This window comes from Amycolatopsis sp. NPDC003865 (genome assembly GCF_053605345.1).
This window is the reverse complement of the sequence record NZ_JBSGJA010000010.1, coordinates 187,026-199,114: the sequence shown is the minus strand read 5'-3', so window position 1 is coordinate 199,114 and position 12,089 is coordinate 187,026. Positions and strand designations below refer to the sequence as shown.

Here is a 12,089-nt window from a genome sequence, read left to right as displayed (position 1 = left end):
TGAGTAAGGACCCCATGGCACGGCAGGTTTCCGGGCACGAGCAGCCCGTCGGCACCACCCGCACGCTCGAGTCCACCCCGGACGGTGCGGTCGTCAAGCGCAGCGTCCTCCCCGGCGGCCTGCGCGTGATCACCGAGCACGTCCCCGCGTCCCGCTCGGCCACGGTCGGGCTGTGGGTCGGCATCGGCTCCCGCGACGAGCCGGTCGCCGTCGCCGGCGCCGCGCACTACCTCGAGCACCTGCTGTTCAAGGGCACGAAGCACCGCGACGCCACGCAGATCGCCGAGGAGATCGACGCCGTCGGCGGCGAGTTCAACGCCTTCACGGCGAAGGAGCACACCTGCTACTACGCGCAGGTGCTCGACGCCGACCTCCCGCTCGCCGTGGACCTGGTCACCGACGTCGTGTTCGAGGCGCTCTGCACCGACCGCGACATGGACATGGAACGCAGCGTCGTCCTCGAAGAGATTTCGATGCGTGACGACGACCCCGAGGACCTCCTGCACGAGACGTTCGTGACGGCGATCCTCGGCGACCACCCCCTCGGCCGCCCGGTGCTGGGCACCGAGAAGTCCATCATCGGGATGTCGCCCGCGGCGCTGCGGAACTTCTACAAGCGCCGCTACACGCTGCCGCGGATGGTGCTGTCCGTGGCCGGCAACATCGATCACAACCAGGTGCTCCGGCTGGTCCGCAAGGCCCTTCGCGAGAAGCTGACCGGGTCCGCGACGCCGATCGCGCCGCGCGAGGGCCGCGCGCGGATCAAGACCCTGCCCAAGCTCGCCCTGCACACCGACGACACCGAGCAGGCGCACGTCATGCTGGGCCTGCGGTCGCTGTCGCGCCACGACGACCGCCGCTTCGCGCTGTCGGTCCTGAACGCGGCGCTCGGCGGCGGCATGTCGTCGCGGCTGTTCCAGGAGATCCGGGAGCAGCGCGGGCTGGCCTACCAGGTGTACTCGTCGGTCGCGAGCTACGCCGACACCGGCCACCTGGCCGTGTACGCGGGCTGCCAGCCGGAGAAGCTCGGCGACGTCGCCGGCGTCATCCGCGAGGTGCTCGACAAGGTCGGCGTCGACGGCCTGACCGACGCCGAGGTGGCCCGCGCCAAGGGCCAGCTGCGCGGCGGGATCGTGCTGGGCCTGGAGGACACGTCGTCGCGGATGTCGCGGATCGGCAAGAACGAGCTCAACTACGGCCGGTACCTGGGCGTGGACGACACGATCGCCCGCATCGACGCCGTCACCACCGAAGACGTGTGTGCCCTCGCTCGCACTTTGTTCGCGCGGCCGGGCGGGGTCTCGGCGGCGGCGGTCGTGGGGCCGTACGCTCACGCCGACGACCTTCCTGACGACCTGCACGAGGTGATCGCTTCATGACCGTCAACGTCGGTGTGCTCGGTGCGCGCGGCCGGATGGGCGCGACGGTGGTGAACGCCGTCGAAGGCGCTTCCGACCTGAAGCTGGTGGCTGCCCTGGACGCGGGTGACGACTTCTCGGCGCTGGCCGATGCCCAGGTGGTCGTCGACTTCACCCACCCCGACGCCGTCATGGGCAACCTCGAGTACCTGGTCGAGCACGACATCCACGCGGTCGTCGGCACGACGGGCTTCAGCGAAGAGCGGTTGTCGTCGCTGCGCGCGTTGCTGGAGCCGAAGCCCTCGCTGGGCGTGCTGATCGCGCCGAACTTCGCGCTTGGCGCGGTGCTGGCGATGCGGTTCGCGGCCCAGGCGGCGAAGTTCTACGCCTCGGCGGAGATCATCGAGCTGCACCACAACCGCAAGGCCGACGCGCCTTCGGGCACCGCCGCGCACACGGCCCGGATGATCGCCGCGGCGCGCGCGGAGGCGGGCGTGACGCCGGGTCCGGACGCGACGACGGCCGAGCTGGACGGCGCCCGCGGAGCGACGGTCGAGCAGGTCCGCGTGCACTCGGTCCGCCTGCCGGGGCTGGTGGCGCACGAGGAGATCCTGTTCGGCGGCGAGGGGGAGACCCTGACGATCCGCCACGACTCCCTCGACCGGACGTCGTTCATGCCGGGCGTGCTGCTCGGCGTGCGTGAAGTGCTGAAGCGTCCCGGCCTGACGGTCGGCCTGGAGAACGTGCTCGACCTGTGAAGGCCCGCCCATGAAAGCGCGTAATGTGGCGCTGCTGCTGACGGTGGCGCTGGTCGTCTACCTGTTCCTGCTGGCCGATCGTGCGTTCGCCCTGTTCAAGACGGGCACGGGCGTCGGTATCGCGCTGGGCGTGGGTGTGTTCCTGCTGCCGCTGCTCGGCGTGTGGATCATCGTGATGACCTGGCGCAACGGAGTGCAGATCCAGCGCCTCTCGCGGCGCTTGGAGGCGGAGGGCGCGCTCCCGGACGTCTCGGACCTCCCGCGCCGGCCGTCGGGCCGCGTGGACCGCGACGCGGCCGACGCGTGGTTCGCCGAGCGCCGCGCGGAGGTCGAGGCCGACCAGGAGAACTGGCGGACGTGGTACAAGCTGGCGTACGCGTACGACATCGCGGGTGATCGTCGCCGGGCCCGCGAGACGATGAAGAAAGCTGTGGAGCTGGAGGCCGCCGACCGCTGACCCGGCGGTGTGGCATTTCGCTGACAGTTGTCGTTCATTCGGGAAATGGGCGGCGTTCGTACTATTCCCGGCATGAAACCGACTTCATCGTCACCGGGGTTGCGCGCGTTGTCCGCTTCGCTGCGCGAAGTGCGCGAGGGACGCAGATTCGGCTTGCGCGAGCTGGCGCGGGCGCTGGAGATCGACCCGAGGTTGTTGTCCCAGTGGGAACTGGGGATGCGGGTGCCGCCGGTGGAGGAGGTGGCCCGGATCCTCGGGTACCTGCGCGTGGATCGCGCGACGACCGAGCGAATCCTTTTCCTGGCAACGCATGCCAAGGAGCCCAACTGGCTGGACTCCAACCCGTCGGATCTCCCCGCGGCCCTCACGGCGGTCATGCAGTGCGAGCGCACGGCGAGCCAGATCACCAACTGGTCGCCGCTCGTGATCCCGGGCCTGCTCCAGACGCCCGACTACGCCCGCGCATTGCTGACCGCCTCCGAGATCACGCCAGCCGATGCGGATGCGCGGCTGGTGATTCGCTTGGAACGGCAGGGGATTCTTTCCCGGCGCGACCCCGTTCGCCTCCAGGCGATCATTTCCGAGTTGGCGATCCGCGAGGTGGTCGGCAACGAGGACATCATGTCCGACCAGATCGACCACCTGCTTGCCTTAGCTGTTACATCTAACATTTCAGTTCGTGTGGTGCCGGTCAATGTGGGCTACCACCACGGCAAGCTGGGCATGTTCACCCTCTATGACTTCCCGGCCGATCCATCCATCGTGCTGCTTGAGCACGTGCACGCCAGCGCCTTCCTCAACGAGTTGGAGGCTATCTCGGGCTACCGAAAGCTGGTAAAGCTCTTACAAGGCAAGGCATTGACCGAAGACGCCTCCCACACCCTGCTTCGGGAGGCGGCGAGATAGGGGGCAGCGTGTTCACCTGGCGGAAGTCGAGCTACAGCGCAACCGAAGGCGAGTGCGTGGAGGTGGGCTTCACCTGGCAGAAGTCGAGCTACAGCGTGCAGACAGAGTGCGTCGAGGTACTCCTCGCCGAAACCGTCGGCGTCCGGGACACGAAAGCCCGCCACCTGGGCCAGCTCACCGTCTCCCGCGCCGCCTGGACCGCCCTGACCTCAGTGGTGCAGCCACCCGGCGAACACCGCGGGTGAAGCCGCTATCAAACTGAAGCGGATCCACCTTCCGGCCAGCCCGGTCGTCAAGAACGTCGCCAGCCGCATGCGCACCACCCCGGCCAGCACGCTCGTCGCCATGAACGGCGGCAGCCCCACCAGGGAACTCACCCCGTAGGTGCCCGCCATCCAGTGCGGGTGCCGGTGGCAGCGCTCGCGCAGCGCCTCGACCCAGCCGCGCAGGCGCTTGGTGCGCAGCTGCCAGCGGACGCGTCGCTCGGTCAGCGGCCGTTCGCGGTGCAGACGGTCGTGCAATGCCTTGGGCAGCTTGATCGTCCCGCGCGCGGCCAGGAAGTACAGCGACTTGCCGGCGATCTGCCCGACGGCCACCGCCGCCCCGAGCCACAGCCAGTGCAGCCCCGGCTGGCTCGCGCACAGCCCGAGCAGGAACACCTCGGCGTTGATCAGCGGCACGATGGCCGAACCGAACGCGACGCCCAGCGTCAGCAGGATCCAACTCATCGTGTCACCTCCTCAAATTCGCTCGTGCACTCCAAGTTATCAGTCTGAAATCTCCGCGCACTGGGGTTAACCCCCCTCTTCGGCAGGTGGTTCGCACCAGAAGATCACCTGCGCGACGTGTTCCGGCCACCTCCCGCTGGAACGCTGACGGCGTGGCCGCCGAGCAACCCCGAACGCCCGCCGACCGATTCGGCGCCCTCTGCCAGGCGATCGTGCGCGTCCTTCCGCTGGGTCTGTCGCGGATCGTCGCGCCGACGTTTCTCGGCTTCTGCCTCATCAACGGTCTGACGTTCGGCGTCGACCTCGGGTTGCTGACGATCTTCCACGGCGTGCTCGGCTGGCCGGTGTGGCTTTCGATCACGCTGGCGTACTGCTGCGCGTTCGGGCTGAGCTTCGTGCTGAACCGGACGTTCAACTTCCATTCCCACGCGGCCGTGGGAATCCAGCTGGTGCTTTACATCGGTGCGATTGCTGTCAATTACGCGGCGTTTTTGCTGGGTGTGGGCGCGGGGTTGACGGCGCTGGGCGTCGAATACCACGTCTCGCGTCTGCTCGCGGGGGCGTGCGAGGGCGTGTTCATGTACGCCGTGATGCGGTGGGTGATCTTCCGGGACTCAGGCGAGGGCGAGGTCGAGGGTGCCGGTGAGCCGGACCTCGCGGACCATGCGGTCGCCGGTGTCGAGGGTGCGGACCGTGCCGTCGGGGTTCCAGCCGGCGCGGCGGTAGAAGCCGAGGGACGCGTGGTCGCCCTGGGCGACCCAGGCGATGCCGCGGGTGGCGCCGTCTGCCCGGAGGCCCGCGGCGGCCGTCGCGAGTAGCCGTCCGGCGTGGCCGCGCCGGCCCCACCGCGGCTCGACGAGCAGGGTGGCGACGAGGCCGGTGGTTCCTGCGTCTTCGGGCAGGCTGCCGTCGGCGGCGGCGACCTCGCCCTCGGGAGCCCGGCCGACGACGCAGAACCCGACCGTGAAGTCACCCTCGGTCGCGATGTAGACCTGGCTGCCGGGGTACTCGATGGTCTCGGTCCAGGTGCCGGCGAGGTCGGCGGCGTCCAGCTCGGCCAGGGCGTTCTTGCCCAGCAGGTCCTCGTAGGCGGCATGCCAGGTGTCGCGCTGGATGCGGGCGATCTCCGCGGCGTCGGACAGGTCTGCGGGGCGGACGGCGGCGTCGCTCATGCCTGAGAACTTAGTGGGCCGCGTTTTTGTCGGTGGTGGGTGGCACCATGCCGGCACCATGCAAACGATCAGCGTCTCGACGGCCCGGAAGACGTTCCTGGCCGCACAGGGCTTCGCCGACCCCCGTCCGTCCGGCCCGGTGTCCCGGCGGCACCTGAAACGGGTGCTCTCCCGGGTCCAGCTGCTGCAGCTGGACTCGGTGAACGTGGCGGTCCGGGCGCACTACATGCCGGTGTTCTCGCGCCTGGGCGCGTACGACCCGGCGGTGCTGGACGGCGCGGCGTGGGCGCACTCGGCGCGTCAGCCGCGGCTGCTGGTGGAGACGTGGGCGCACGAGGCGAGCCTGCTCCCGGTCGAAGACTGGCCGCTGATCCGGTCGGGCGCGAAGCGCGACGGCTGGTGGAAGCACTACGGGCCGCTGATCGAGAAGTCACCGGGCCTGGTCGACGAGATCCTGTCGGTGGTGAAGGAGCTGGGCCCGATCGGCGCGGGCGGCATCGAGCGCGAGGTGGAGGCGGACGCGCAACGCCGCGGCCCGGGTTCGTGGTGGGAGCGCTCGGAGGTCAAGCGCGTCTGCGAGTACCTGTTCGGCATCGGCCAGCTCACCACGGGCACGCGCCGGTCGTTCGAGCGGCTCTACGACCTGACGGAGCGCGTGGTGCCGCCGGAGATCCTGTCGGTTTCCGTGTCGCCGGAGGAGGGCGCGCGGGGCCTGATCGAGCGTTCGGCCCGTGCTCTGGGCGTCGCAACGGAGACGGACCTGCGCGACTACTACCGCCTGGGCCCGGCCCGGGCCCGCCAGGCGGTGGCGGAGCTGGTGGAGTCGGGAATCCTGGAGCCGGTGGCGGTCCGCGGCTGGAAAGCGGTGGCCTACCGCCACGTCGACGCCCGCACACCCCGGGCGGTACCGGGGCGGGCACTGCTGTGCCCGTTCGACCCGCTGATCTGGGAGCGGGCCCGCACGGAGCGGCTGTTCGGCTTCCACTACCGCATCGAGATCTACGTCCCGGAACCGAAGAGGGTGTACGGGTACTACGTGTTCCCGTTCCTCCTGGACGGTTCGCTGGTCGCGCGCGTAGACCTGAAATCCGATAGGACGGCGGGGGTCCTGCGAGTCCAGGGAGCGTTCGCGGAGGAGGGCGCCGACGTGGCCCGGGTGCTGCCAGAGCTGGCGGCGGAGCTGAAGCACATGGCGGAGTGGCTGGGCCTGTCCGGCGTGGCGGTGGGTGCGCGAGGTGACCTGGCCCGCCCATTGGCGAAGCTGGTGCGCTGAGCACCAAGATCCTTTGCGAGGGCGGAAAAAAAGCCCGTTCCGAAGCCGCCGGGAAGCTGCCAAGATAGTGGGTCGCCGAGCGTCGAGCGGGGGGTGGGATGGAGGCAGGGCGCGCGAAGCTGGCGGACGCTCTGCGTGCCGCCACCGTGCCACTGGTCGCGCCGTCCGGAGCACAGGGCACCGGCTTCTTCGTCGCCCCAGGTGTCCTGCTGACCTGCGCGCACGTCGTCACCGACGAGTCGGTCGGCGTCGCCGAGGTCGTCCACTCCACCGAGACGGCGCAGCTGCCCGCCACCGAGTTCCGCGTCATCCCAGGTACCTATCGCGCCAACGGCCCCGGCGGCTTGGACGTCGTGCTGCTGCAAGCCCAAGCCGACGTCGCCGACGCGCACGTACTGCTGCACCCGGCAGCCGAGCCCGATGACCGGCTCTGGGCGTACGGGTACCCGCAGGGCCGGTACCGCTCAGGCGATTCGGCGACGTTGACCTTGGCCGGACCGTCTCAGCGCACCGAAGGCGCGGAGCTGCTGAAGACCGTCCAGGGGCCCGTCGGGCCGGGCTACAGCGGCGGCCCGGTGCTCAACTGGCGGACCGGCGCCGTCTGCGGAGTGGTGCGCTACCGCGACACCGAGCACAGCGACACCGCACGCCTGGTTCCGGTCCACTCGCTCTTCGCCACCTACGCCGGGCTCGAGCCGATCCACCGCTCGGTGTCGCCGGGCAACCGCGGCTGGCTCGAACTGCTCGACGACGACCAGCTTTCCGCGTCCGGCATCCGGTTTCCCGGACCGCGGCTGCGCGCGTACCTCGAAGCGGCGCAGGTGGCCGACGACCGGCACCCGCACGCCGAGCTCGCCGGAACGGAGGTGACTCCGCCGCTGTGGAAGGTGTACCTGCGCCAGCAGACCAGCCGCTACGGAGCCCCGGCCGACGCCGAGCCTGCCCGGGTCGACGCCGACAGCCTGCTGTGGGCGTACCCGGGCGTGCAGATCCTCGGCGGTCCGGGTGCCGGGAAGTCGAGCCTCGTCCGGCACCTGACCGCCGAGATCGCCAAGCAGTGGCTGCGCGGCGAAGGCGGCGAATTCGTCCCGGTTCCGGTGCCCGCCGACGCGCTGCGCGGCCGGAAGGACATCGCGGAGCTGCTGGCCGAGGGGGCCCGCAGCTTCGACGTGGACCTCGACCGGGGCCGGCTGGAAGAGCTGTTCGCCGGCGAACCGGCACCGGGCGCGCGATGGCTCGTGCTGGCCGACGGCCTCGACGAGATCGTCGACCCGTCCGACCGCCGCGTCGTCGCCAAGCTGGTGCGACGGCTGCGCGACCGCGGCCGGTTCGGCTTCCTGCTCACGACCCGGCCGACCGGAGTCGACTACCACACCGAACTCGCCGAGGGCGACCGCTACCCGACGTTCGTGATCGAGCCCTTCGCCCGGCAGCAGCTCGGCGATTTCGCCAAGGCGTGGTTCGAAGCCCTCGACGTCCCGGACGCCGAAGCGGAGGCAGCGCGCTTCGTCGAGCGCGCCGACGAAGCCGAGCTGCGGGACCTCGGCACCATCCCGTTGATCGCCACGATGATGTGTGTGCTGTACGCGCAGGAGCCGGGGCGGCGGCTGCCGTCGAACCGCGTCGACCTGTACCGGCAGTTCGTCGAGCTGCTGCGCGAAAAGCGCCGGGCCACCACGCGCAAGCGGCTGCGGGAGTGGGCCGGGCGCAGCGGCGTGACGGCCGAGCGGGCCGTCGACGAGCTCTTCGACAACGCCCTCCCGGTGCTGCGCGAATGGGCACACGCGCACCACGAGGCCCCGGCCGTCCGGTTCCCGGGAGATTGTCCGGTACCCACCTTGGTCGAGGTCGCTTCGCGGCACGTGCCGAGGCCGGCCGACACGGTGTCGGAAGCGGAATGGACGAAGATCGTGCACGAGGTGCTCCTCGCGACCAGCCTGCTCATCAGCCGGCGCGGGGGTCCCGAATTCCTGCACCAGACCATCCTCTAGTTCCTCGCGGCGGAACACCTTGTGCGGAAGTACCCCAGGCCGGGACGGCGGCGGCTGCGACCTCGGCTGGAAGCCTGGAAGAACTGGGAAGTCGAGCTGTTCCTGGTCGGCTTGTGGGCGGCCGACGGCAAGGACGTCACGCGTGTGCTCACCCGGTTCCTCCGGCGGCGGCACTGGAAGCACAACCACGGGTTCGTCGTCGATGTGATCCGCCAAGGTCTCCAGGTGCCGGACAAGGTGCGCGACCGGCTCCGCCGCGGGCTGGTCGAGCAGGTCACCAACCCGCAGACCCTCGACGACTGGCGTGAGGCGGCCACCGCGCTGGTGCACGTCGATCCCGACGCCGCCGTGGAAAAGCTCGAAGCCGTCCTCCGCGACGACACCGGAAAGGTCGTGCGCATCGAGGCCCTGCGGCTGCTGCTCACACTGGACCGGCGCCGGGGGATCACCGCCGCGAACTACCTCATCTTCGCCGATCGCGCCGACCCCGAGGCGCGGCTGCGCGCGGCCAAGGTCGTCTTCGAGGCCGACCGGTCGCACGGGTTGCGCACCCTGGTCAGGTTGACGGCCACCGCCGAGCTGCGCGAACTCCGCGTCGACGCCGCGCAGCTGGTCTTCGGCGAAGACGCCGCGCGCGGCCGGGAAATCCTCCGCCGCCTGGTCGAAGACCCCCGCTGCCCGGACCAGGCCCGGCTGGTCGCCGCGGAGACGTTGTGCGCGCACGATCCCGACCAGATCTCCGCCCTGGCCCTGCTGAGCCGGGATCACGCCGCCGGCTTCGAGACGCGGCTCGCCGCGGCCGTGGCCGCAGTGGTCCACCGGCGCGCGACCGGCGCCGAGCTGCTGGCGGAACTCGCGCAGGATCTCCGGAATCCCGCTGGAGTCCGCCGCCGGGCGGCCCGCGCGCTGGGTGATGCCGACGTCCGGGCGATACCGCTGCTGCGCGAGCTGGCCATGGCCGGGCGGGACGAACCGGAGGACCGGTTCGACGCGGCGCTCGCTCTCGCGGAGGTCGATCCCGAAGCGGGCCTCGACGCGTTGCTCACCCTCGCCGACGACGAGCGGCTCGGACAGTGGCGGATAGACTCCGCGAAGGCCGCCGGCCAGTATCCCGCGGGCCGCGACCGGGCACTCGACCGGCTGACGGAGCTCGCCGGGCACACCGGTGTCGAATTCGCGGTCCGCCGGTTCGCCGCGCACTCGCTCCACGAGCTCGACCCGGACCGGGGGATCGGTGCGCTGACCAGGCTGGTCACCGGACCGGGAAACCCGTCCGACCGGCTGGACGTCATCGAGGACCTCGCCGATTTAAGCTCCGAAAACCGAGCCGTCGATCTTCTTCGGACGATCGTGGACACTGACGGGGAGACGGTGTCGATGCGGGGCAAGGCGGCGGCCCGGTTGAAATCGATGCGGCCGGCTGTCGGCGCGCGGGCCTATCGCGCGCTCGCCAAGGATGGCCGAATACCCGCTCACCAGCGCGCCGAGTTCGCGACCCAGGTGGGCGACAAGGCCGAGGCCGTCGCGCTCCTCGGTCAGATCGCGGCGGGTCTGCCGAGTGATCAAGCGGTCGCGGTGATCAAGCAGATGGAGTCGCTCGACCCGGCCGGCGCGGCGGCCGCGTACCGGCGCGTCGCCGGCCGGGCCGGCGTCGGGTACCGGACCCGGACGAGCGCGATGAGCAGGGCCATGAGGCTGGACCCGCCCGCCCAGAACCGTTCGGAAACCTCTGGGCGCCAGGAGCCGAAGGAAAACGAGGCTCCACGGCTCACCAAGAAGCAGCAGCTGCGCGCGCAGGTCGAGCAGGCCGGGAACAAGAAGCTCAAGCCGGAGGAGCGGTTCACCGCCGCCGAAGCGGTGGCGAAGCGCGATCCTCGGCAGGGCAAGGAAGTCCTGCAGGCTCTGGTCGACGATCGCAAGATCCCGAAAGCCGTCCGCGTCAAAGCTGAAAAGGCGATGAAAAGGTTTCGCTGACCGTCAGTCGCCGCCGCCGGGTTTCCACTCCATCGTCACCTTGAGGTTGGCTTTCGCGGTGCCCTTCACCAGGATCGCGGTCAGCTGGCCGCTTTCCATGCCGACCTCGCACCCGAACTCGACGGTCACCTTGGCGGGCTTGACCTTCGTCAGCCCGGCCTGCACGGCGTCGGTCACCGTGTTCGCGACCTTGCTCAGTGTCTCGGTGAACCCGTCGAACTTGAGCAGCCGTCCCGCGACCTCTTCGTCGCCGCCGCCCACCGGGCGGGCCTCGACGTAGAGCGTGCGGTCGTCCAGCTGCACCGGAATGACGTGCGTCGCGGCCGGATGCGGGGTCCCCAGGTAGTCGTCCACGCGATCATCCTGGTGGGTCGGCGGCCCGGGACACCAGCGTCCGGCGCCACTTTCGCCGGGACGGCGGCAGCGAAGAACGGGCCGTCCCCGGAGATCCCCGCCGGGAACGGCCCGTCACCCCCTTGACCGGACGGCCGCGGGAAGCCCCGTCCGGTCGTGCGGGTCGCTCCCGGCCCCCGCCGGGAACGACCCGCTTCCCTCAGCCGGCCGCGCGGGTCACGACCGCGTTGCCGGAGCCCGTCCGGGCGCGCACCTTCAACTGCACGCCGCCCTCGGGGGCGCTGTCGGCGATGTCCAGCTCGCTGGACACCCGGCCGCCGCTCGACGTCAGCTCGACCTCCGCCGCCGTGCCGCCGCGGATGCCCACCCGGACCTCGCCCGAGCCCGTGATCAGGTCCAGCGACCCCGAACCCGCGTCGGCCACCGACAGGTCGCCGCTGCCCGTGCGGGCCATCACCTCGCCCGACACCGCTCCGAGCCACACGTCGCCCGTTCCCGTCGCCAGCGTCGCCGACCCCGCGATCGAGGACGCCTCGACGTGGCCGCTGCCGCTGCGCAGCTGCAACCCGCCCAGCGTCGGGCCGAGCTTGATCGCGCCGCTGCCCGTGCGGATCGTCGCCGAGCCGTCGGCGCGGTCGAGCTTGACCTCGCCGGAGCCCGTCAGGAGGTCGACGCGCCCGGCCGAGCCGGTCACCGTCACGTCCGCCGCGCCCGCCCGCACGTCCACGTGGGAACCGGCCGGAGCGCGGACGACCACCGACAGCGCCACGTTCCGCAGCTGCCACGCCTTCGGCGCCTGCACGACCAGGCGGTTGCCCAGCTTCTCGATCCGGCTCTGCCGCACCGCCTCGGCGGGGTTGGCCCCCGACGGGTCGACGCCCAGCTGGTCGCCGAACCGCTCGCCCACCCAGGACAGCAGGCTGTTGACCCCGGCCACCCACGGCTGCTGCTCGCCCTGGTCGTGCCGCAGCTCGACGCGGGCACCCGACTCGCCCTCCAGGACGATCTCCACGCGGCCGATCGTCACGCCGACGTCCAGGTCCAGCGGGCCGTCCGTCTCGAACTCGTCGATGCGGACCAGTTCGTCGTTCGGAACAGTCTCTTCGTCACTCATCGCA

Annotated in this window: 12 protein-coding genes and 1 pseudogene; 9 read left to right on the top strand and 4 right to left on the bottom strand. The window is 70.7% G+C overall.

Features of this window, described 5'->3' with window-relative positions:
- Positions 1–14: 14 nt before the first annotated feature.
- From ACWEVP_RS24455 to ACWEVP_RS24435, 5 genes are all read left to right on the top strand, one after another.
- Positions 15–1,379, top strand: coding sequence for a M16 family metallopeptidase (locus tag ACWEVP_RS24455; protein ID WP_452064878.1), 1,365 nt, complete (start codon positions 15–17; stop codon positions 1,377–1,379).
- A complete protein-coding gene (gene dapB / locus ACWEVP_RS24450; RefSeq protein ID WP_452064877.1) occupies positions 1,376–2,116 on the top strand; it encodes a 4-hydroxy-tetrahydrodipicolinate reductase in 741 nt (246 codons plus the stop codon). Before ACWEVP_RS24455 ends, dapB begins: the two co-directional genes overlap by 4 nt.
- A gap of 10 nt (positions 2,117–2,126) precedes the next feature.
- The gene (locus ACWEVP_RS24445) at positions 2,127–2,573 is read left to right on the top strand and encodes a tetratricopeptide repeat protein (protein ID WP_452064876.1); all 447 of its coding nucleotides are present in this window, start codon (positions 2,127–2,129) and stop codon (positions 2,571–2,573) included.
- Positions 2,574–2,645: 72 nt separating this feature from the next.
- Positions 2,646–3,479, top strand: a complete 834-nt coding sequence (locus ACWEVP_RS24440; protein WP_452064875.1) for a Scr1 family TA system antitoxin-like transcriptional regulator — start codon at positions 2,646–2,648, stop codon at positions 3,477–3,479.
- A gap of 8 nt (positions 3,480–3,487) precedes the next feature.
- A complete protein-coding gene (locus ACWEVP_RS24435) occupies positions 3,488–3,724 on the top strand; it encodes a DUF397 domain-containing protein (RefSeq protein ID WP_452064874.1) in 237 nt (78 codons plus the stop codon).
- Here ACWEVP_RS24435 and ACWEVP_RS24430 read toward each other — a convergent pair.
- On the bottom strand, positions 3,689–4,207 hold the full coding sequence (locus tag ACWEVP_RS24430) for a hypothetical protein (protein WP_452064873.1): 519 nt from the start codon (positions 4,205–4,207) through the stop codon (positions 3,689–3,691). The two genes, ACWEVP_RS24435 and ACWEVP_RS24430, sit on opposite strands and share 36 nt — an antisense overlap.
- A gap of 86 nt (positions 4,208–4,293) precedes the next feature.
- Here ACWEVP_RS24430 and ACWEVP_RS24425 point away from each other — a divergent pair.
- A pseudogene (locus tag ACWEVP_RS24425) lies at positions 4,294–4,755 on the top strand (GtrA family protein); the annotation flags it as partial.
- A gap of 66 nt (positions 4,756–4,821) precedes the next feature.
- Here the strand turns inward: ACWEVP_RS24425 and ACWEVP_RS24420 are convergent.
- The gene (locus ACWEVP_RS24420; RefSeq protein WP_452064872.1) at positions 4,822–5,379 is read right to left on the bottom strand and encodes an N-acetyltransferase family protein; all 558 of its coding nucleotides are present in this window, start codon (positions 5,377–5,379) and stop codon (positions 4,822–4,824) included.
- Between the two features lie 58 nt (positions 5,380–5,437).
- Here ACWEVP_RS24420 and ACWEVP_RS24415 point away from each other — a divergent pair, with 58 nt between their 5' ends.
- The 3 genes from ACWEVP_RS24415 to ACWEVP_RS24405 all read left to right on the top strand — a co-directional run bounded on the left by ACWEVP_RS24415 (position 5,438) and on the right by ACWEVP_RS24405 (position 10,617).
- Positions 5,438–6,652 carry a winged helix-turn-helix domain-containing protein gene (locus ACWEVP_RS24415; RefSeq protein ID WP_452064871.1) on the top strand — a complete coding sequence of 405 codons (1,215 nt, stop codon included), beginning with the start codon at positions 5,438–5,440 and terminating at the stop codon, positions 6,650–6,652.
- Positions 6,653–6,750: 98 nt separating this feature from the next.
- A complete protein-coding gene (locus ACWEVP_RS24410) occupies positions 6,751–8,643 on the top strand; it encodes a trypsin-like peptidase domain-containing protein (RefSeq protein WP_452064870.1) in 1,893 nt (630 codons plus the stop codon).
- Between the two features lie 21 nt (positions 8,644–8,664).
- Positions 8,665–10,617 carry a hypothetical protein gene (locus tag ACWEVP_RS24405; protein WP_452064869.1) on the top strand — a complete coding sequence of 651 codons (1,953 nt, stop codon included), beginning with the start codon at positions 8,665–8,667 and terminating at the stop codon, positions 10,615–10,617.
- A 3-nt stretch (positions 10,618–10,620) separates the two neighbouring features.
- Here ACWEVP_RS24405 and ACWEVP_RS24400 read toward each other — a convergent pair whose 3' ends face one another.
- Both ACWEVP_RS24400 and ACWEVP_RS24395 read right to left on the bottom strand, forming a co-directional pair.
- Complete coding sequence (locus tag ACWEVP_RS24400) at positions 10,621–10,971, bottom strand: CU044_2847 family protein (RefSeq protein WP_452064868.1); 351 nt, start codon at positions 10,969–10,971, stop codon at positions 10,621–10,623.
- Positions 10,972–11,170: 199 nt separating this feature from the next.
- Complete coding sequence (locus ACWEVP_RS24395) at positions 11,171–12,085, bottom strand: DUF4097 family beta strand repeat-containing protein (RefSeq protein ID WP_452064867.1); 915 nt, start codon at positions 12,083–12,085, stop codon at positions 11,171–11,173.
- Between the last annotated feature and the right edge of the window lie 4 nt (positions 12,086–12,089).

Coding starts and splice junctions, on each gene's coding strand:
- ACWEVP_RS24430 (WP_452064873.1), bottom strand. CDS start 4,207: ATGAGTTGGATCCTGCTGACGCTGGGCGTCGCGTTCGGTTCGGCCATC.
- ACWEVP_RS24410 (WP_452064870.1), top strand. CDS start 6,751: ATGGAGGCAGGGCGCGCGAAGCTGGCGGACGCTCTGCGTGCCGCCACC.
- ACWEVP_RS24420 (WP_452064872.1), bottom strand. CDS start 5,379: ATGAGCGACGCCGCCGTCCGCCCCGCAGACCTGTCCGACGCCGCGGAG.
- dapB (WP_452064877.1), top strand. CDS start 1,376: ATGACCGTCAACGTCGGTGTGCTCGGTGCGCGCGGCCGGATGGGCGCG.
- ACWEVP_RS24455 (WP_452064878.1), top strand. CDS start 15: ATGGCACGGCAGGTTTCCGGGCACGAGCAGCCCGTCGGCACCACCCGC.
- ACWEVP_RS24415 (WP_452064871.1), top strand. CDS start 5,438: ATGCAAACGATCAGCGTCTCGACGGCCCGGAAGACGTTCCTGGCCGCA.
- ACWEVP_RS24440 (WP_452064875.1), top strand. CDS start 2,646: ATGAAACCGACTTCATCGTCACCGGGGTTGCGCGCGTTGTCCGCTTCG.
- ACWEVP_RS24445 (WP_452064876.1), top strand. CDS start 2,127: ATGAAAGCGCGTAATGTGGCGCTGCTGCTGACGGTGGCGCTGGTCGTC.
- ACWEVP_RS24395 (WP_452064867.1), bottom strand. CDS start 12,085: ATGAGTGACGAAGAGACTGTTCCGAACGACGAACTGGTCCGCATCGAC.